At 72.4% G+C, this 17,041-nt stretch carries 15 protein-coding genes; 11 read left to right on the plus strand and 4 right to left on the minus strand.

The window, feature by feature from the left end:
• Nucleotides 1-1,328 (plus strand): RNA polymerase sigma factor (locus KS423_RS17445; protein WP_263454953.1); only part of this gene is annotated, 1,328 nt, incomplete at its 5' end.
• Nucleotides 1,329-1,614: 286 nt separating this feature from the next.
• A complete protein-coding gene (locus KS423_RS17450; RefSeq protein WP_374119970.1) occupies nucleotides 1,615-2,439 on the plus strand; it encodes a trypsin-like serine protease in 825 nt (274 codons plus the stop codon).
• Nucleotides 2,440-2,697: 258 nt separating this feature from the next.
• On the opposite strand, the gene KS423_RS17455 is transcribed toward KS423_RS17450, so the two are convergent.
• The gene (locus KS423_RS17455; protein ID WP_224280335.1) at nucleotides 2,698-2,928 is read right to left on the minus strand and encodes a hypothetical protein; all 231 of its coding nucleotides are present in this window, start codon (nucleotides 2,926-2,928) and stop codon (nucleotides 2,698-2,700) included.
• 537 nt (nucleotides 2,929-3,465) lie between these two features.
• Here KS423_RS17455 and KS423_RS17460 point away from each other — a divergent pair.
• The 6 genes from KS423_RS17460 (at nucleotide 3,466) to KS423_RS17485 (ending at nucleotide 10,754) form a co-directional block, all read left to right on the plus strand.
• A complete protein-coding gene (locus KS423_RS17460) occupies nucleotides 3,466-5,577 on the plus strand; it encodes a type IIA DNA topoisomerase subunit B (protein ID WP_224280336.1) in 2,112 nt (703 codons plus the stop codon).
• Nucleotides 5,578-5,731: 154 nt separating this feature from the next.
• Entirely contained in the window at nucleotides 5,732-6,217 is a 486-nt protein-coding gene (locus tag KS423_RS17465) for a CcdC protein domain-containing protein (protein WP_224280338.1), read from the plus strand.
• A 116-nt stretch (nucleotides 6,218-6,333) separates the two neighbouring features.
• A complete protein-coding gene (locus KS423_RS17470) occupies nucleotides 6,334-7,467 on the plus strand; it encodes a sensor histidine kinase (protein WP_224280362.1) in 1,134 nt (377 codons plus the stop codon).
• A gap of 73 nt (nucleotides 7,468-7,540) precedes the next feature.
• A complete protein-coding gene (locus tag KS423_RS17475) occupies nucleotides 7,541-8,236 on the plus strand; it encodes a response regulator transcription factor (RefSeq protein WP_224280340.1) in 696 nt (231 codons plus the stop codon).
• A gap of 320 nt (nucleotides 8,237-8,556) precedes the next feature.
• Complete coding sequence (locus KS423_RS17480; RefSeq protein ID WP_224280342.1) at nucleotides 8,557-8,988, plus strand: DUF485 domain-containing protein; 432 nt, start codon at nucleotides 8,557-8,559, stop codon at nucleotides 8,986-8,988.
• Entirely contained in the window at nucleotides 8,985-10,754 is a 1,770-nt protein-coding gene (locus KS423_RS17485; protein WP_224280343.1) for a cation acetate symporter, read from the plus strand. Before KS423_RS17480 ends, KS423_RS17485 begins: the two co-directional genes overlap by 4 nt.
• Nucleotides 10,755-10,834: 80 nt before the next feature.
• On the opposite strand, the gene KS423_RS17490 is transcribed toward KS423_RS17485, so the two are convergent.
• Nucleotides 10,835-11,521, minus strand: a complete 687-nt coding sequence (locus KS423_RS17490) for a response regulator (RefSeq protein WP_224280351.1) — start codon at nucleotides 11,519-11,521, stop codon at nucleotides 10,835-10,837.
• Nucleotides 11,521-13,116 (minus strand): sensor histidine kinase, encoded by a 1,596-nt coding sequence (locus KS423_RS17495; RefSeq protein ID WP_224280353.1) that lies wholly within the window; start codon nucleotides 13,114-13,116, stop codon nucleotides 11,521-11,523. The genes KS423_RS17490 and KS423_RS17495 overlap by 1 nt, the downstream gene beginning before the upstream one ends.
• 327 nt (nucleotides 13,117-13,443) lie before the next feature.
• Here KS423_RS17495 and KS423_RS17500 point away from each other — a divergent pair, with 327 nt between their 5' ends.
• From KS423_RS17500 to KS423_RS17510, 3 genes are all read left to right on the plus strand, one after another.
• Nucleotides 13,444-14,250 (plus strand): ABC transporter ATP-binding protein, encoded by an 807-nt coding sequence (locus KS423_RS17500; RefSeq protein WP_224280355.1) that lies wholly within the window; start codon nucleotides 13,444-13,446, stop codon nucleotides 14,248-14,250.
• Nucleotides 14,251-14,266: 16 nt separating this feature from the next.
• Nucleotides 14,267-15,133, plus strand: a complete 867-nt coding sequence (locus KS423_RS17505; RefSeq protein ID WP_224280364.1) for an ABC transporter permease — start codon at nucleotides 14,267-14,269, stop codon at nucleotides 15,131-15,133.
• Between the two features lie 62 nt (nucleotides 15,134-15,195).
• Nucleotides 15,196-16,257 (plus strand): ABC transporter substrate-binding protein, encoded by a 1,062-nt coding sequence (locus tag KS423_RS17510; protein ID WP_224280357.1) that lies wholly within the window; start codon nucleotides 15,196-15,198, stop codon nucleotides 16,255-16,257.
• 82 nt (nucleotides 16,258-16,339) lie between these two features.
• On the opposite strand, the gene KS423_RS17515 is transcribed toward KS423_RS17510, so the two are convergent.
• A partial coding sequence (locus KS423_RS17515; protein WP_224280358.1) for a sucrase ferredoxin occupies nucleotides 16,340-17,041 on the minus strand: 702 nt, incomplete at its 5' end.

Below are 17,041 nucleotides of genomic sequence, written 5' to 3' on the forward strand. Positions count from 1 at the left end.
CGGCCCCGACCAAGCCGCCGGTGCGGATCGCCCCCGGCGCCCCCGTCGCGGCCCCGGCCGTCGCGGCCGCTGCGGCCCCGGCCCCCACCGTCTCCGCCGAGATCACCTCCTCGGAGGCGACCACCGTCCTCTCCGAGGTGAAGGCGGCTCCCGCGAAGAAGGCTGCCCCGGCCAAGAAGGCCGCGGCCAAGAAGACCGCAGCGCCGGCCAAGAAGGCCGCCGCCAAGAAGACCGCCGCAGGCAAGACCGCCAAGGGCGACGAGGAGCTGCTCGGCGAGGAGGAGCTGCTCGAGGACGTCGCGCTGCCCGGCGACAAGGCCGAGGCCGAGGGCACCGGCCCGGAGGAGGAGTCGGAGGGCTTCGTCCTCTCCGACGACGACGAGGACGACGCGCCGGCCCAGCAGGTCGCCGTCGCCGGTGCCACCGCCGACCCGGTCAAGGACTACCTGAAGCAGATCGGCAAGGTCCCGCTGCTCAACGCCGAGCAGGAGGTCGAGCTCGCCAAGCGCATCGAGGCCGGCCTGTTCGCCGAGGACAAGCTCTCGGCCGCCGACAAGCTCGCCCCGAAGCTCAAGCGCGAGCTGGAGATCATCGCCGAGGACGGCCGCCGGGCCAAGAACCACCTGCTGGAGGCCAACCTCCGTCTGGTGGTCTCGCTGGCCAAGCGCTACACCGGTCGCGGCATGCTCTTCCTGGACCTGATCCAGGAGGGCAACCTCGGTCTGATCCGTGCGGTCGAGAAGTTCGACTACACCAAGGGCTACAAGTTCTCGACCTACGCCACCTGGTGGATCCGTCAGGCGATCACCCGCGCCATGGCCGACCAGGCCCGCACCATCCGCATCCCGGTGCACATGGTCGAGGTCATCAACAAGCTGGCCCGCGTCCAGCGCCAGATGCTCCAGGACCTGGGCCGCGAGCCCACCCCGGAGGAGCTGGCCAAGGAACTCGACATGACCCCCGAGAAGGTCATCGAGGTCCAGAAGTACGGCCGCGAGCCGATCTCGCTGCACACCCCGCTGGGCGAGGACGGCGACAGCGAGTTCGGTGACCTCATCGAGGACTCCGAGGCGGTCGTCCCGGCCGACGCGGTCTCCTTCACCCTGCTCCAGGAGCAGCTCCACTCGGTTCTGGACACCCTGTCCGAGCGCGAGGCGGGCGTGGTCTCGATGCGTTTCGGCCTGACCGACGGCCAGCCGAAGACGCTGGACGAGATCGGCAAGGTGTACGGGGTCACCCGTGAGCGCATCCGCCAGATCGAGTCGAAGACCATGTCGAAGCTGCGCCACCCGTCGCGCTCCCAGGTGCTGCGCGACTACCTGGACTGATCGACGGCAGTCGTTCCACGCGAAGGCCCGGAGCCGCACGGCTCCGGGCCTTCGTGGCTGTCCGGGCCCGGGCGCGTCAGCGTCCGGGTGGTGGTTGTCCCTCGTCCGGGTGGCGGCGCGGCGGGAAGCGGTCGCATCGTGTAGCCGGTCACCTACGCTGTGCCGGTTGCCTGCTTCCGAGCCTCCTGGAGTCACGGTGCCGACCGAGCCGGACCGCACTGACCTGCCGACGACCGCCCCGTTCCCGGCAGACCTCGCCGACCCGGCCGATCCGGCCGCCGTCCGGGTGGGCCGCCGCCGCAGGGCCGCCGTGCTGGCACTGCTCGCCGCCGTGCCCGTCCCACTGGTCGCCCTCGGCACCGCGGCGCCGGCCGAGGCGCAGCGCCGGGTGGTCGGCGGCACCGCGGTGAGCACCGCGGACCACCCGTGGATCGTGGCGCTGTCCAGTCGCCAGCAGTTCGGCGGCGCCCGTTCAGGCCAGTTCTGCGGCGGTGCGCTGGTCACCCCGACCAAGGTGGTGACGGCCGCGCACTGCTTCTACGACGAGGCCAAGGGCCGGGTGGACCGGCCGGGTCTCAGGGTGATCGTCGGCCGGGACGACATGCGCGGCACGGCCGGGCGCGAGGTGGCGGTGCGGTCGGTCTGGATCCACCCCGACTACTCCTTCGCCGCCAACATGAACGACGTCGCGGTGCTCACCCTCGCCGAGTCCCAGGGCACCCGGCCGGTGGTCGAGCTGGTCGGCCAGGGCGAGACCGCGCCGTACGCGGCCGGGACCACGACGCAGGTGTTCGGCTGGGGCGACACCACCGGGCGGGGCGACTACTCGCCCGCGCTGCGCGGGGTGGCCGTACCGATCGTGCCGGACCGGACCTGTGCGCAGGCCTATCCGGGCGGGCGGGACGGCAAGTTCGACGCCCGGGGCATGGTCTGCGCGGGCGAGGAGAGGGGCGGCAAGGACGCCTGCCAGGGCGACAGCGGCGGCCCGATGACCGTCGGGGGCCGGCTGGTCGGTCTGGTGTCCTGGGGGACGGGCTGTGCCGACGGGGCCCACCCCGGGGTCTACACCAGGGTGTCCTCGGTCGCGGACGCGGTGCGCTCGGTGCTGTGAACGCCGGCGGACGCGGTGTGCCCGGCGCTTCGGACATCGCGGTGGGTGAGCAGCTGGTCACGTTCTGACGCCGGGTTCTGACACCGGGTTCTGACGTCGCGTCGGACGCGTCGGCCGGGCCCGGGCCGAGAGGGTGACCGGGGGTACAGCAGAGCCGGGCGACCGGACCCCGAAGGGGTCGGTCGCCCGGCTCACCGGTCGCGCACGGTGCACGGCCGGACACAGCTCGACGCCGACTGCTGGTTTTGGCGCCCGGGATCAGCGCTCGTCGTCGGCGGCCGTGGCCGTAGTCGTGGTGAGACGGCCGCTCTCGTCCTGTATCTCCACGGCGATCTTCTTGAGCTCGGGCTCGAACTTCCGGCCGTGGTGGGCGCAGAAGAGCAGCTCTCCGCCGCTGGCGAGTACGACGCGCAGGTAGGCCTGGGCGCCGCAGCGGTCGCAGCGGTCAGCCGCGGTGAGCGGGCTCGCAGGGGTCAGAACAGTAGTCACGTCGCCTCTTCTCTAGCTCGACGAGCTGTCGTACCAGGGTCAACATCCAACCAGGCCGAAAACGTTCCCGCTCGTGGCTTTTCTTCTCTGAGGATTCTGCTGTGTTGATGAGGACGTGCCCCGGGCGTCGGTGGTTCATGCGTGCCGAATCCCGGGATCCGCCCATCGCTCGAACGCCCGATCGGGATCGGGTGCGAGGTCCGCGTAGCATAATCCTCTGCCGGGTTGGAGCATAAGCCCCGTCCCGGGCCCCGGTAGCCTGCATAACGGCAGTTCCGGAGCCTGTGCCGGGCCCCACGATCCGCCAGGACCGGTGGTACCGGGAGGAGATGGCGCCCCCGGGCCCGTACCCGCGTGCGGTGCTTGTTCGCGCAGCGCGTACAAGCTGCGCGGGGCCGGCCCGTCGTGCTGTGCACCCCGCGCAGGTGCTCGGGCACGCAGGGCGACGGATGTCGGTGCGGCGTGCTGCACTGGCGTTTGGTCCGGATGCGTCCGGATGTGACCGATGAGACAGAACTTCACCGAGGAGAGTGCCGCGTGAGTGCCGAAACGACCGTGCCGTCCGCGCTGCTGGCCGGCGACGACGGTTCCAACTACACCGCGCGGCACCTGCTCGTCCTGGAGGGCCTGGAGGCGGTCCGCAAGCGCCCCGGCATGTACATCGGCTCGACCGACAGCCGCGGTCTGATGCACTGCCTCTGGGAGATCATCGACAACTCCGTCGACGAGGCGCTGGGCGGTTACTGCGACCGCATCGAGGTCCTGCTGCACCCCGACTCCTCGGTCGAGGTCCGGGACAACGGGCGCGGCATCCCGGTCGACGTCGAGCCCAAGACCGGGCTGTCCGGCGTCGAGGTCGTGATGACCAAGCTGCACGCGGGCGGCAAGTTCGGCGGCGGCTCCTACGCGGCCTCCGGCGGTCTGCACGGCGTCGGCGCCTCGGTCGTCAACGCGCTCTCCGCCCGCCTCGACGTCGAGGTCGACCGCGGCGGGCACACCCACGCGATCAGTTTCCGCCGCGGCACCCCCGGCATCTTCACCGAGACCAGCCCGGACGCGCCCTTCGAGCCGGGCAACGGCCTGACCAGGGCCCGCAAGGTGCCGAAGACCCGCACCGGCACCCGCATCCGCTACTGGGCCGACCGGCAGATCTTCCTCAAGGACGCCAAGCTCTCCCTGGAGACGCTGCACAGCCGCGCCCGGCAGACCGCCTTCCTGGTCCCCGGCCTGACCATCGTGGTGCGTGACGAGCGTCTCACCGAGAGCGAGCAGGTCGAGGAGTCGGTCTTCCACTACGACGGCGGCATCGCCGAGTTCTGCGAGTTCCTGGCCCCCGACAAGCCGGTCTGCGACGTGCTGCGGCTGCATGGCGAGGGCACCTTCAAGGAGACCGTGCCGGTCCTGGACGACCTCGGCCACATGACCCCCACCGAGGTCACCCGCCACCTCGGCGTGGACATCGCGCTGCGCTGGGGCACCGGCTACGACACCACCCTGCGCTCCTTCGTCAACATCATCGCCACCCCCAAGGGAGGCACCCACGTCACCGGCTTCGAGCGCTCGCTGGCCAAGACGGTCAACGAGGCGCTGCGGGCGAGCAAGCTGCTGCGCGTCGCCGAGGACGACATCACCAAGGACGACGCCACCGAGGGCCTCACCGCGGTGGTCACCGTCCGGCTCGCCGAGCCGCAGTTCGAGGGTCAGACCAAGGAGGTGCTCGGCACCTCGGCGGCCAACCGGATCGTCGCCGCCGTCGTCGCGAAGGAGCTCAAGGCCTTCCTCACCTCGGCCAAGAAGGACCAGAAGCTCCAGGCCCGGGCCGTGTTGGAGAAGGTCGTCGCGGCCGCCCGCACCCGGGTCGCCGCCCGGCAGCACAAGGAGGCCCAGCGCCGCAAGACCGCGCTGGAGACCAGCTCGCTGCCCGCCAAGCTGGCCGACTGCCGCAGTGACGACGTCGACCGCAGCGAACTGTTCATCGTCGAGGGCGACTCCGCGCTCGGCACCGCCAAGCTCGCCCGCAACTCCGAGTTCCAGGCACTGCTGCCGATCCGCGGCAAGATCCTGAACGTGCAGAAGGCCTCGGTGAGCGACATGCTCAAGAACGCCGAGTGCGCCGCGATCATCCAGGTGATAGGGGCCGGCTCCGGCCGCACCTTCGACATCGACCAGGCCCGCTACGGCCGGGTCATCTTCATGGCCGACGCCGACGTCGACGGCTCGCACATCCGCACCCTGCTGCTCACCCTCTTCCACCGCTACATGCGGCCGATGGTCGAGCAGGGCCGGGTCTTCGCCGCCGTGCCGCCGCTGCACCGGATCGAGCTCACCAACCCCAAGCGCGGCCAGGAGAAGTACCACTACACCTACTCCGACGCCGAACTGCGCTCCACCCTGCTGGAGTTCCAGCGCAAGAACATGCGCTGGAAGGAGCCGGTGCAGCGCTACAAGGGTCTGGGCGAGATGGACGCCGACCAGCTGGCCGAGACCACCATGGACCCGCGCCACCGCACGCTGCGCCGGATCAACCTGGGCGACCTGGAGCAGGCCGAGAAGATCTTCGACCTGCTGATGGGCAACGACGTCGCCCCGCGCAAGGAGTTCATCGTCGACTCGGCGGCCACCCTGGACCGCTCGCGCATCGACGCCTGACGCACTCCCGTTCGCCGCGTCCTCCACCCACGGGTGGAGGACGCGGCGTTTCCGTTCCACCCGAGGTCCACCCCGGCTCCGATCAGCGGGAAGCGGTGCGTCCGTAGCGTCGGAGAGGTCAGCAACACGCCTCTCGTCGGGACGGAGAAGTCCGATGACCGCCCTCGCCAACCTGCTCGTGATCGCCGTTGTGGTGGTCCTGGTGGTCCAGCGCCAGATGCGGGCCCAGCGCCTGGACACCGAGCGCCGCTTCTGGCTGCTGCCGCTGGTCCTGGGCGCGCTCGCGCTGCGGGACCCGCAGATCATCGACCGTCAGCACACCGTGCTGTCGACGGTCCTGCTGGCCGCCGGGCTGGTCGCGGTGCTCGGGATGGGCTCGGTCTGGGGCTGGACGGTACGGCTCTGGCGGTCCCCGGACGGCTCGGTCATGGCCAGGGGGACCAAGGCCACGGTGGCCGCCTGGATCGGGATGATCGCCGTCCGGCTCGGCCTGTACGGGATCGGCACGGCGCTGCACGTCCACCAGTCCGGCAGCTCCCTGATGCTCGGCATGGCGGTCCTGCTGCTGGTCCGCTCGCTCGTGGTGAACTGGAGGGCCGGGAGGCTGGAGCCCGCGCCGCCCACCGCCGTACTGCACTGACCTGCACGGATCCGCCGCCGTACCGCCCCGACCCACCGCCCTGACCCACCGCTGTGAGCACCGAGGAGGCACCCGTGGCCGGGTGGTACTGGACCCGCTGGCCGTCCCGCGAGGGGATGGACCGCGAGGCCGAGAGCCGGCCGCGGCGGGTCCTCACCCTGCTCGGCCGGACCGTGCTGCTGGTCACCGTCGTCTGGGGGACCCTCGCCGCCGGCAGGTTCGCCGGCTGGGCGGCGGTGGCCGCCGCGGCCGGACTGGCCGCCGCCGTCGGGCTCTGCGCGGCCTTTCTGCGCGCCACCCGGGAGCAGCGCCCGCTGCCCGCGTACCTGCTGGCCTGCGCGGTGCTCGGCGCCGCCTGGCTGGCCGACACGGGCCAGGCGACCCTGCTCGCCGACGTGCTCTGGTACGGCCTGGCGGTGATGGCCCTGGTCCGGATGCCGCTCGCGCCCGGGCTGATCACGGCGGCGGCCGCGCTGGCCTCGTACGCGGCGGTCACCACGTCGAGCTGGCTCAGCATCGCGGCCACCGTCGGCGGGATCACCCTGCTCGGCTACCTGCTGCGGCTGGACGTCGAGGCACGCGCCACCTCCCGCCGGCTGCTCGCCCAGGAACGGGCGGCCCGGGCCGCCGAGGCGGAGAGCGCCGCGCTCGCCGAACGGGCCAGGATCGCCCGGGAGATCCACGACGTGCTCGCCCACAGCCTCTCCGCGCAGCTCGTCCACCTGGAGGCGGCCCGGCTGATGCTGGACGCAGGGACGGACCGCGAGCAGATCCGTGAACGGGTCGTCGCCGCTCGGCGGATGGCGCAGGACGGGCTGGCCGAGACCCGGCAGGCGCTGTCCGCGCTGCGCGGGGAGCTCACCCCGGTCGGGGAGTTCCTGGTCGAGCTGACCGGGCGGGAGCGGGCCGCCCTCACCGTCGTCGGAACACCCCGGCCGCTCGCCGCCGAGGCCGCCCTCGCGGTACGGCGCACCGCGCAGGAGGCGGTGACCAACGTCCGCAAGCACGCGGCCGGCGCCCGCTGCTCCGTCGAGCTGCGTTACCTGGACGGAGCGGTGGAGCTGGAGGTGCGCAACACCCGGCCGCCGCGCGGCCGATCCGCAGGTGAGCTGGCGCCGGGGGCACTGGCCGCCAGCGGCAGCGGGTACGGTCTGCTGGGAATGCGCGAACGTGCGGAACTGCTCGGCGGCACGCTGGTGGCGGGCCCGGAGGACGGAGGGTGGCGCGTGCTGCTGCGGGTGCCGGCATGAGTGAGCGCGGCGAGGTCATCATCGGAGGGTGTGCGTTTCGCGAAGCGGCTTTCGAGCGCAGCGAGGTGGGCGCATGAGCGGTCCGGAGGTGACCAGGGTGCTGGTCGCGGACGACCAGACGGTGGTGCGCGAGGGCATCGTGATGCTGCTGGGGCTGCTGCCCGGCATCGAGGTGGTCGGTGCGGCGGGGGACGGGGAGGAGGCCGTCGCCCTGGTGGAGCGTCATCACCCGGACGTGGTGCTGATGGATCTGCGGATGCCGCGTTGCGACGGCGTCGAGGCGACCAGGCGGATCCGTGCGGCGCACCCGGAGACCGAGGTCGTGGTGCTCACCACCTACGCCGACGACGACTCGCTGTTCCCGGCGCTCCAGGCCGGCGCGCGCGGCTACCTCACCAAGGACGCCGGCGCCGAGGAGATCGCCAGGGCCGTCGCGGACGTCCGCTCGGGCGCCGCCGGGCTCTCCCCGCAGGTCCAACTCCGCTTGCTGGAAAGGCTTTCGGAGCAGAACGGCCGCTCTGGACCGGCCGCCGATCGGCCCGCCGCCCGGCCGGGGGAGCTGCCCGACGGGCTGACCGCCCGGGAGGCCGAGGTGCTGGCGCTGATCGCCGAGGGGCTGTCCAACGCCGAGATCGCCCAGCGGCTGTTCGTCAGCCAGGCCACCGTGAAGACCCACATCAACAATCTGTTCGCCAAGACCGCGGTGCGGGACCGGGCGCAGGCGGTCGCGTACGCCTTCCGATACGGAATCACTGGGACGCAGCAGTAGTCCGATGAGTGTCTGTCGGATGATCGATCACCTCATCGAGTGAACGTATCTGCGATGGTCAGGGGGGCTGTCCTGGGGCCGCCATCATGGTTCGGGTCAGAACATCCGGCCGTCCAGGAGCAGCAGTGCCACAGCAGCAGACGAGCAGTCCCGGTCCGGGACAGCAATTCGACTGGTGGGCCGCTCCGGCCGCCGGCATCCCCGTTGAGTCCGCCGAGCCATCGGCTGCGCACCGCCGAACGGCGGTACCGGCGCAGTCGGGCCCCGTCCGTACGGACCACGCCCGTACGGACCGGCCGACAGAGGCCGTCGTCGGGCCAGTGGCCGTCGGCGAACCGGTCCACGGGGCCGCCGTCGAGCCGTTCGCCCAGACCACCCCAGCCGACCCCGAGGCCCCGGCCGCACCAGGCGCGCCACTGGACGAGGAGCCGGTCGCCGACCGCACCGAGGTCTACCGGGCGGTCCAGGCGAGCGCGACGTTCCGTCAGATCCGCCGCAGCTACCGGACATTCGTCTTCCCGATCACCGGCGCCTTCCTCGCCTGGTACCTGCTGTTCGTCGCCGCCCAGGCCGGTGCCCCCGACCTGATGCGCAGGACGGTGGCCGGTCCGCTCAACGTGGCCTGGCTGCTGGGGCTGCTGCAGTTCGCCTCGACCTTCCTGCTCACCTGGCTCTACGCCCGCAACTCCCGGACCAAGCGCGACCGCGCCGCCCTGGGTCTGCGCTGGGACACCCAGGACCAACTGCGATGACAACCTTGATGCTCACCCTGCCCACCGACGTGGCGAAGGCCGCGGTGCAGACCGTGGGGACGACCGCCACCCCGCCGCCCGTCGCCCCCGCCGGCGACCACCACTCGCTCGCCATCGCGCTGTTCGCCGTCGTCGTCCTGGTCACCCTCGGGGTCACCCTCTGGGTCGGCCGCCAGGGCAACGCCGCCGAGGACTTCTTCGCCGGCGGCCGCGACTTCACCCCGCTGCAGAACGGCTTCGCGCTCTCCGGTGACTACCTCTCCGCCGCCTCCTTCCTGGGTGTCGCCGGGCTGATCGCGCTGTACGGATACGACGGCGTGCTCTACAGCATCGGCTTCCTGGTCGCCTGGCTGGTGGTGCTGATGCTGGTCGCCGAACTCGTCCGCAACGCCGGCCGGTACACCCTCGCCGACGTGCTCGCGCTGCGGCTGCGCCGCCGCAAGGTGCGCGCCGCGGCCGGCGGCGCCAGCGTCGTGGTCACCCTGCTCTACCTGGTCGCCCAGATGGTCGGCGCCGGTTCGCTGGTCGCCCTGCTGCTCGGCACCGGCAGCCCGCACGCCCGCACCTGGACCATCATCGCGGTCGGCGCCCTGATGATCGTCTACGTCACCATCGGCGGGATGCGGGCCACCACCTGGATCCAGATCATCAAGGCCTTCCTGCTGACCGGCGGTTCGGTGCTGCTCACCGTGCTGCTGGTGGTCCGCTTCCACGGGGACCTCGGCGAGCTGATGCGCCAGGCCGCCCAGCACAGCGGCGCCGGGCACCGCTACCTGGAGCCCGGGCTCAAGTACGGCGGCAGCATCACCAGCCGGCTGGACTTCGTCAGCCTCGGCCTCGGCCTGGTGCTCGGCACCGCGGGCCTGCCGCACATCCTGTCCCGCTTCTACACCGTGCCCACCGCGCGGGCCGCCCGCCGCTCCACGATGTGGGCGATCGGCCTGGTCGGCAGCTTCTACCTGATGGCCATCGTGCTCGGCCTCGGCGCCACCGCGCTGATCGGCTCGGCCGAGGTGCGGCACGCCAACTCGGCCGGGAACACCGCCGTTCCGCTGCTCGCCCTGATGCTCGGCGGCGGCAACGGCAGCACCGGCGGGGTGGTGCTGTTCGCACTGATCTCGGCGATCGCCTTCGCGACCATCCTCGCCGTGGTCGCCGGGCTGACCCTGGCCTCCTCGGCGGCCTTCGCCCACGACATCTGGGCCGGCGCCTGGCGCGCCCGGCCGGGGCAGGTGCAGACGAAGCAGGGCCGCGGTCGGCGCCGTCGGGGCGAGGCCGTCCCGGCCTCCCGGTCGGAGGAGTCGACGTCCGAGGTCAGCGAGCAGCAGGAGGTGGTGGTCGCCCGGATCGCCGCCGCCGGGATCGGGGCGACGGCGATCGTGATCAGCCTCTTCGCCCAGCACCTGAACGTCGCCTTCCTGGTCGGCCTGGCCTTCGCCGTCGCCGCCTCCTCCAACCTGCCGGTGCTGCTGTACAGCCTGTTCTGGTCGCGGTTCACCGTCCGTGGCGCGGTCTGGGCGGTGTACGGCGGGCTGATCCCGGCGATCGTGCTGGTGTTCTTCTCTCCGGTGGTGTCCGGCTCCGCCGAGGCGCTCTTCCCCGGCCTCGACTTCCACTGGTTCCCGCTGGAGAACCCGGGCATCGTCTCCATCCCGCTCGGCTTCCTGGCGGGCTGGGTCGGGACGGTCACCTCGGCCGAGCCGACCGATCCGGACCGGTTCGCCGAGCTGGAGGTGCGTTCCCTCACCGGTGCGGGCGCGGCCTGAGCCGTCGCGCCCGGGGAACCCCGGCGGGCCTGGGGCCGCCGGGGTTCCCCCATGTCCGGCCACTGGCCGGCGGCGCGCGGCTACGCCCTGGCCGACAGTCCGTAGCGGTGCTCGGGGCGGCCGGTGTCGCCGTACCGCAGGGTCAGCCGCAGCCGGCTGTCCCGTTCCAGCTGCTTGAGGTAGCGCTGCGCGGTGGAGCGGCTCAGCCCGGTGGCGTCGGCGACCTCCTGGGCGGACAGCGGCCGGCCGGCCCGGCGCAACACGCCCATCACCAGGTCGGTGGTGGGCGCGGAGTGGCCCTTGGGGAGCGCCCCGGCCGGGGCGGCGGCGCTGCGGAGGGTCGCGAACAGCCGGTCCACCTCGTCCTGGCCGGCCTCCCGGGCCGGGGCGGCGAGCGCGTGCCGCAGCTGTGCGTACGCCACCAGCTTCTCCCGCAGCCCGGCGAAGGTGAACGGCTTGACCAGGTACTGGAGCGCGCCGTGCTGCATCGCGGCGTGCACCGTCGAAACGTCCCGGGCGGCCGTCACCATCATCACGTCGCAGGCCACCTGGCGTTCCCGCAGCCGGCGCACCAGGGCCAGGCCGGTCTCGTCGGGCAGATGGTGGTCGAGCAGCAGCAGGTCCACCGGTCGGCGCTCCAGGGCGGCCAGCGCCTCCCCGGCCGAGTGCGCGGTGCCGGTCACCCGGAAGCCCGGGACCTTGGCCACGTACGCGGCGTGCACGTCCGCGACCCGGAAGTCGTCGTCCACCACGAGTACGTCGATCATCACGCCTCCGCGAGCTGAGTGGTGAGCAGGGCCTCGGGCAGCTCGACGGTGAACCGGGCGCCGCCGAGCGGCCCCGTGTCGAGCACGATCCGGCCGCCGGTCCGCTCGACCAGCCGCCGCACCATCGCCAGCCCCAGCCCGCGCGGACGGTGCGCGGGCGCGTCCTTGCTGGTCCACCCCTCTTCGAAGACCTGTTCGCGCAGGTCCTCCGGCACGCCCGGGCCGCTGTCCGCGACCTGCAGCAGCAGGGTCGGGCCGGCCGCCGCCAGGCTCACCTCCACCCGGCCCCCGCCGCCCGCGGCCAGCGCGTCCACCGCGTTGTCGATCAGGTTGCCGAGCACCGTCACCAGCGCCCGGGCGTCCACCACCGCGTCGGGCAGGTGCGCCGCCGGGGCCAGCGCCAGCCGGACCCCGCGCTCGCCCGCCACCGAGGTCTTGCCCGCCAGCAGCGCCGCCACGTGCGGGTCCTGCACCTGCTCGGCGATCCGCGCGGCGACCACGGCGTGCGAGCCGGACTGCTCCGAGATGAACGCGACCGCGTGCTCGTGACGGCCCAGCTCCAGCAGGCCCAGCAGGGTGTGCATCCGGTTGGCGTGCTCGTGGTCCTGGGCCCGCAGCGCCTCGGTGAGGCTGCGGGTGGTGTCCAGTTCGCGGACCAGTGACTCCAGCTCGGTGCGGTCCCGCAGGGTCACCACCGCGCCGCCCTCGGGCGTGGCCATCCGGTTCACCACCAGCACCCGGTCGTCCCGTACGGCGGGCAGGTCGGCGCCCGCGATCCGCCCGGCGAGCACGTCCGCCAGCCGGCCCGGCGGCAGCACCGCGCCGATCGGGCGGCCGGTGCAGTCCTCGGGCAGGCCGAGCAGCCGCAGGGCCTCGTCGTTGGCCAGCCGGATCCGGCCGCGCTCGTCCAGCGCCACCATGCCCTCGCGGATGCCGTGCAGCATCGCCTCCCGTTCCACCAGCAGCGCCGAGATGTCGGCCAGCGCGATGTTGTGGGTGCGGCGCTTGAGGCGGCGGGCCATGAGGAGGGTGGCGAGCGTCCCGGCGGCCAGTCCGGCGCCCGCGCACAGCAGGATGCCGGTGAGCATCTTCAGCAGCCGGCGGCGGATCGAGTCGTCGCTGATGCCGACCGAGACCTCGCCGACGATCCGGCCGTCCGCCATCCGCAGCGGCACCTTGCCGCGGGCGGTGCGGCCCAGGGTGCCCTCCTGGATGGCGGTGACGCTGCGGCCGCTGAGCGCGGGCTCCGGGTCGGTGCTGACCCGCTGGCCGATCCGGCCCGGGTCGGTGTGCGAGAGCCGGATGCCGTCCAGGTCGGTGACCACGACGAAGCTGGCGCCGGTGGCCAGCCGGATCTGCTCGGCGTTGCGCTGCGCGGCCACCACGTCGCGGTCGGCGGCGGCCCGGGCGATGCTCTCGTCGGCGGCGGTGGCATGGGCGATCGACAGCGCCCGCTGCATCGCGTCGTGGTCCAGCTCGCTGCTGACCGGGGCCAGGAACAGCCCGGCGGTCACGGCGGTGACACCGACGGTGACGACGGTCTGGCTCAGCAGCAGCTGGGCGAAGACCCGGCGGGGCCGACGGGAGAGCTTCATCCGGGCCTCCTCTCGACGGCTGCGGGGGATCGGGCGTCCTCGGGGCGGTCGGGGCGCCTGCGGGTGGGGTCGGGACACCCTATGTTTCCGGGGTGTTTCTGTCAGCCGCGTCCCCGCAGTTGTAGCGGAAGCAAAACGAGCAGAACACCCCCTATGCGCAGAAGTCGCACTACGCGAAGAAGGCTCCCGCCGGGGCCGGGCCCGCTCCTACCTTTCCGGGGCAGCCACACGGACCCTGGAGGATCGAATGCGTGAGCGAGCACGGCGAGTGAAGCATCGAGAGGTGCCACTCGTGCGAAGCACCGGCCGAGCGAAGCGAGGTGGGGCATGAGCACCCCGGCGATCGAGCTGACCGGCGCGACCAAACGGTTCCGCACCCCCTCCGGGGCGCTGCACACCGCGGTCCGCGATCTCGATCTGATCGTCGCCCAGGGCGAGTTCGTCGCCGTCGTCGGCCCCACCGGCTGCGGCAAGTCCACCACGCTGACCCTGGTCAGCGGTCTGGAGGAGCCCAGCGAGGGCGAGGTCCGGGTGTACGGCGAGCCCGTGCGCGGGATCGACCCCAAGGTCGGGTTCGTCTTCCAGCAGGACGCCGTCTTCCCGTGGCGCACCGTTCTGTCCAACGTGATGGCGGGCCCGCGCTTCCGCGGCGTGCCCGCCGCCGAGGCCAGGGAGCGGGCCCGGGACTGGCTCGGCCGGGTAGGCCTGGCCGCCTTCGAGGACCGCTACCCGCACCAGCTGTCCGGCGGCATGCGCAAGCGCGTCGCGCTCGCCCAGACCTTCGTCAACGACCCGGCGATCCTGCTGATGGACGAGCCGTTCTCGGCGCTGGACGTGCAGACCCGGGCCCTGATGTCGGACCAGCTGCTGGAGCTGTGGGCGGGGACCGGCTCGTCGGTGGTGTTCGTCACCCACGACCTGGACGAGGCCATCGCGCTCGCCGACCGGGTCGTCGTCATGACGGCCGGACCGGCCACCGTCAAGGAGGTCTTCACCGTCGACCTGCCGCGCCCGCGCACCGTGGAGGCCGTCCGGCTGGAACCGAGGTTCGTCGAGCTGTACCGCGAGATCTGGGCCTCGCTCGGCGAAGAGGTCCGCATCACCCGGGAGAGAGGAGCGGGTCGTGCCGCTTGAGACCACGTCCGCGTCCGTGCCCGAGTCCGCGCCGGGCGTCGCCGGGAAGCCCCCGGCCGTCACGACGAGAACCGAGGCGCGCGAACGGGCCGCCCGCAACCGGAGGTTGGGTGTCTACGGCGCCCGGGTCGCGGTGCTGCTCGCCTTCCTCGGGCTGTGGGAGGTCTGCGCCCGTACGGACGTCATCGACCCGTTCAACTTCTCCCAGCCGTCCAGGATCTGGGACCAGATCTGGCAGTGGATCACCCACGGCACCGCGCAGGGCTCGCTCGGCGAACAGATCGGCTACACCCTCTACGAGGCCCTCACCGGCTGGGTGATCGGCGTCATCGGCGGTGTGCTGCTGGGCATCGCGCTCGGCCGGATCCGCTTCCTGGCCGACGTGTTCGGGCCGTACATCAAGGTGCTCAACGCCATCCCGCGGATCGTGCTCGCGCCGATCTTCCTGATCTGGTTCGGTCTGGGACCGGCCTCCAAGGTCGCCTCCGCGGTGGTGCTGGTGTTCTTCCCGGTGTTCTTCAACGCCTTCCAGGGCGCCCGCGAGGTGGACCGCAACCTCGTCGCCAACGCCCGCATCCTGGGCGCCGACAACCGCAAGGTCACCCTCCAGGTGGTCATCCCCGCCGCCACCACCTGGATCTTCACCAGCCTGCACGTCAGCTTCGGCTTCGCGCTGATCGGCGCCATCGTCGGCGAGTACATCGGCGCCACCAAGGGACTCGGCCTGCTCGTCGCGGCCGCCCAGGGCACCTTCAACGCGGCCGGCGTGTACGCGGCCATGACCATCCTCGCCGTCGTCGCACTGCTCACCGAGGGGCTGCTGACCTTCGCCGAGAAGAAGCTGTTCCGCTGGAAGCCCGCCGACGCGGGCGACGGGCGCTGACCCCGGCGCCGCCGTCAGAGCCGCCGACTCCCCCCTGCCGTAAGAAGAGAGAGGCACCACCCATGCGCAGATCCGCTGCCGCCGCCCTCGCCGCCGTCCTGCTCCTCCCGCTCTCCGCCTGCGCCAACGACGCCGCCACCGCCGGCCACGGCGCGGTCGCCGCCCCTGCCGGGCAGCAGGTCGACGGGCCCAAGGTCAAGATCATGGTCGGTGGCCTGGACAAGGTCATCTACCTGCCCGCGATGCTCACCCAGCGGCTCGGCTACTTCGCCGAGGCCGGTGTCAACGTCGAGCTGATGACCGAGCCCGCCGGCGTCAACGCCACCACCGCCCTGCTCGCCGGGGACGTCCAGGGCGCGGTCGGCTTCTACGACCACACCATCGACCTCCAGGCCAAGGGCAAGAAGGTCGAGTCCGTGGTGCAGTTCGCCCAGGCGCCCGGCGAGGTCGAGGTGGTCTCCGTCAAGCAGGCCGACGCCGTCAGGTCCGGTGCCGACTTCAAGGGGAAGAAGCTCGGCGTCACCAGCATCGGCTCCTCGACCGACTTCCTCACCAAGTACCTCGCGGTCAAGAACGGCACCGCCGTCAGCGAGTTCAGCCCGATCGCGGTCGGTGCCGGCCAGACCTTCATCGCCGCGCTCCAGCAGGGCAGCATCGACGCCGGGATGACCACGGACCCGACCGTCGCCGCCATCCTGGACAAGGGCCTCGGCAAGATCCTGTACGACATGCGCACCCCCGAAGGTTCGCGCGAGGCGCTCGGCGGGCTGTACCCGTCCTCGTCGCTGTACATGAACACCGACTGGGTGGAGAAGAACAGGGACACCACCCAGAAGCTCGCCAACGCCTTCGTGAAGACCCTCACGTGGATGTCCACCCACAGCCCCGAGGAGATCGCCGCGAAGATGCCCGCCGACTACGCGCAGGGCGGCGCCGAGCAGTACGCGGCGGCGATCAAGGCGACGCTGCCGATGTTCACCACGGACGGCGTGATGCCGGCCGACGGGCCGAAGACGGTGCTCTCGGTGCTCGCCGCGTTCCACCCGGACGTGAAGGGCAAGGAGGGGTCGATCGACCTGTCGAAGACGTACACCACGGAGTTCGTCGCCAAGGCCGCGGGCTGAGCCCTCGGCGGCCGGGTCCTGGACGGCGGCGGTCCTGCGGGTAGCGGTCCCGCGCCCACCCCCACGGGCGCGGGGCCGCTTCTCACCGGCCCCGGACCGACAGCACGTCCATCCGCGAGGGTGTCCCCGCCGCCTTGCCGCAGCTCTCCGGACGCGCCGGCTCGCTCACCGTCTCGATCACGTCCACCTCCCAGGACCGGCCGTCCCGGTGCAACACCGTCACCAGCCAGCGGCCGTCGCCGTCCGGCCGCTGGGTGAGCGTCAGCACGTCCACCCCGGTCTCGCCGGTGGCCAGCCGCACCGCGTGCTCGGCCGCCTGGCCCGGACGCTCCCAGCCCGAGCAGCCCCGCGACCACTCCGGCACCATGTGCCCGGCCGCCGTCGCCGCCAGCACCTCCTTGGCGCTCTCCGGCGTCAGCCGCCCGTACGCGTAGCCGTACGGCAGCACCAGCATGGTGGGGGAGAAACGGTGCCCGCCCAGGTGGGTGACCTCCCACACCTCGCTGTGCCCGGCCGCGGCCAGCTCCGCCGCGAGCGGACGGCCCAGCAGTGCGCAGCAGCGGTCCCGCCGCCCGTTGGTGCACACCAGGGCCACCGGGCCGCCGACGTGCGCCGTGCCGAAGCCCGTGTGGTTGCCGGCCCCCAGCGCCGCGAAGTCCAGCTCCAGCAGCTCCGCCGGGTCCGCCACCCCGGCCCGGCGCACCCAGCCGCGGCCCGGCACCGTGTGGGCCACGATCACCTCGTGCCGCGCCGTCGGCAGGCAGTCCGCGTGCCGCCCGGGCCG

It is taken from the genome of Streptomyces sp. LS1784 (genome assembly GCF_020103755.1).
Classification (GTDB): domain Bacteria; phylum Actinomycetota; class Actinomycetes; order Streptomycetales; family Streptomycetaceae; genus Kitasatospora.

Coding starts and splice junctions, on each gene's coding strand:
- KS423_RS17465 (WP_224280338.1), top strand. CDS start 5,732: ATGACCGCCCTCGCCAACCTGCTCGTGATCGCCGTTGTGGTGGTCCTG.
- KS423_RS17470 (WP_224280362.1), top strand. CDS start 6,334: ATGGACCGCGAGGCCGAGAGCCGGCCGCGGCGGGTCCTCACCCTGCTC.
- KS423_RS17475 (WP_224280340.1), top strand. CDS start 7,541: ATGAGCGGTCCGGAGGTGACCAGGGTGCTGGTCGCGGACGACCAGACG.
- KS423_RS17485 (WP_224280343.1), top strand. CDS start 8,985: ATGACAACCTTGATGCTCACCCTGCCCACCGACGTGGCGAAGGCCGCG.
- KS423_RS17490 (WP_224280351.1), bottom strand. CDS start 11,521: ATGATCGACGTACTCGTGGTGGACGACGACTTCCGGGTCGCGGACGTG.
- KS423_RS17495 (WP_224280353.1), bottom strand. CDS start 13,116: ATGAAGCTCTCCCGTCGGCCCCGCCGGGTCTTCGCCCAGCTGCTGCTG.
- KS423_RS17500 (WP_224280355.1), top strand. CDS start 13,444: ATGAGCACCCCGGCGATCGAGCTGACCGGCGCGACCAAACGGTTCCGC.
- KS423_RS17510 (WP_224280357.1), top strand. CDS start 15,196: ATGCGCAGATCCGCTGCCGCCGCCCTCGCCGCCGTCCTGCTCCTCCCG.